Here is a 394-nt window from a genome sequence, read left to right as displayed (position 1 = left end):
ATGTGCAAGGCCGGTTTCGCACACTGTACTCTAACAAGAGACTCATCATTCCAAAATATGGTACTTTGAATTCCTTTTCTGCCTTTCAATTTCCTGAGTTGCTCAAAGCCCAACATGTTGAAGAATTTATTGGTTACAAAGGTCCTGTCTATCCTGATTTAGTTAGGGTCTTCTATTGTAATCTCACCCAAGATGGAAATGTGCTAGTGTCTCGAGTCAAGGGAAAAACCATTCGGTTAAACACCAAAACCATTGGGGAAATTTTGAACATTCCCTTTGAAGGTCAAATTTTTTGTCCCAACAACTTGTGTGAATGGGCTGGTATGTCTAAATATGATGCTTATGTTGCCTTATGTCGGTATGACAAACGCACTATGGGCCAGAAGGACTCGTA

General features: G+C 40.4%; 1 protein-coding gene. It reads left to right on the top strand.

What is annotated here, in order from left to right; all coding sequences use genetic code 11:
- The coding region (locus EOC83_RS33120) for a hypothetical protein (protein ID WP_206516582.1) at window positions 1-394 on the top strand (394 nt) is incomplete at both ends.

The organism is Mesorhizobium sp. Primo-A (genome assembly GCF_003997175.1).
In the GTDB taxonomy this organism is placed as follows: domain Bacteria; phylum Pseudomonadota; class Alphaproteobacteria; order Rhizobiales; family Rhizobiaceae; genus Mesorhizobium; species Mesorhizobium ciceri.
The sequence above is the reverse complement of the archived record's forward strand: the minus strand, read 5'-3'. Positions and strand labels throughout refer to the sequence as shown.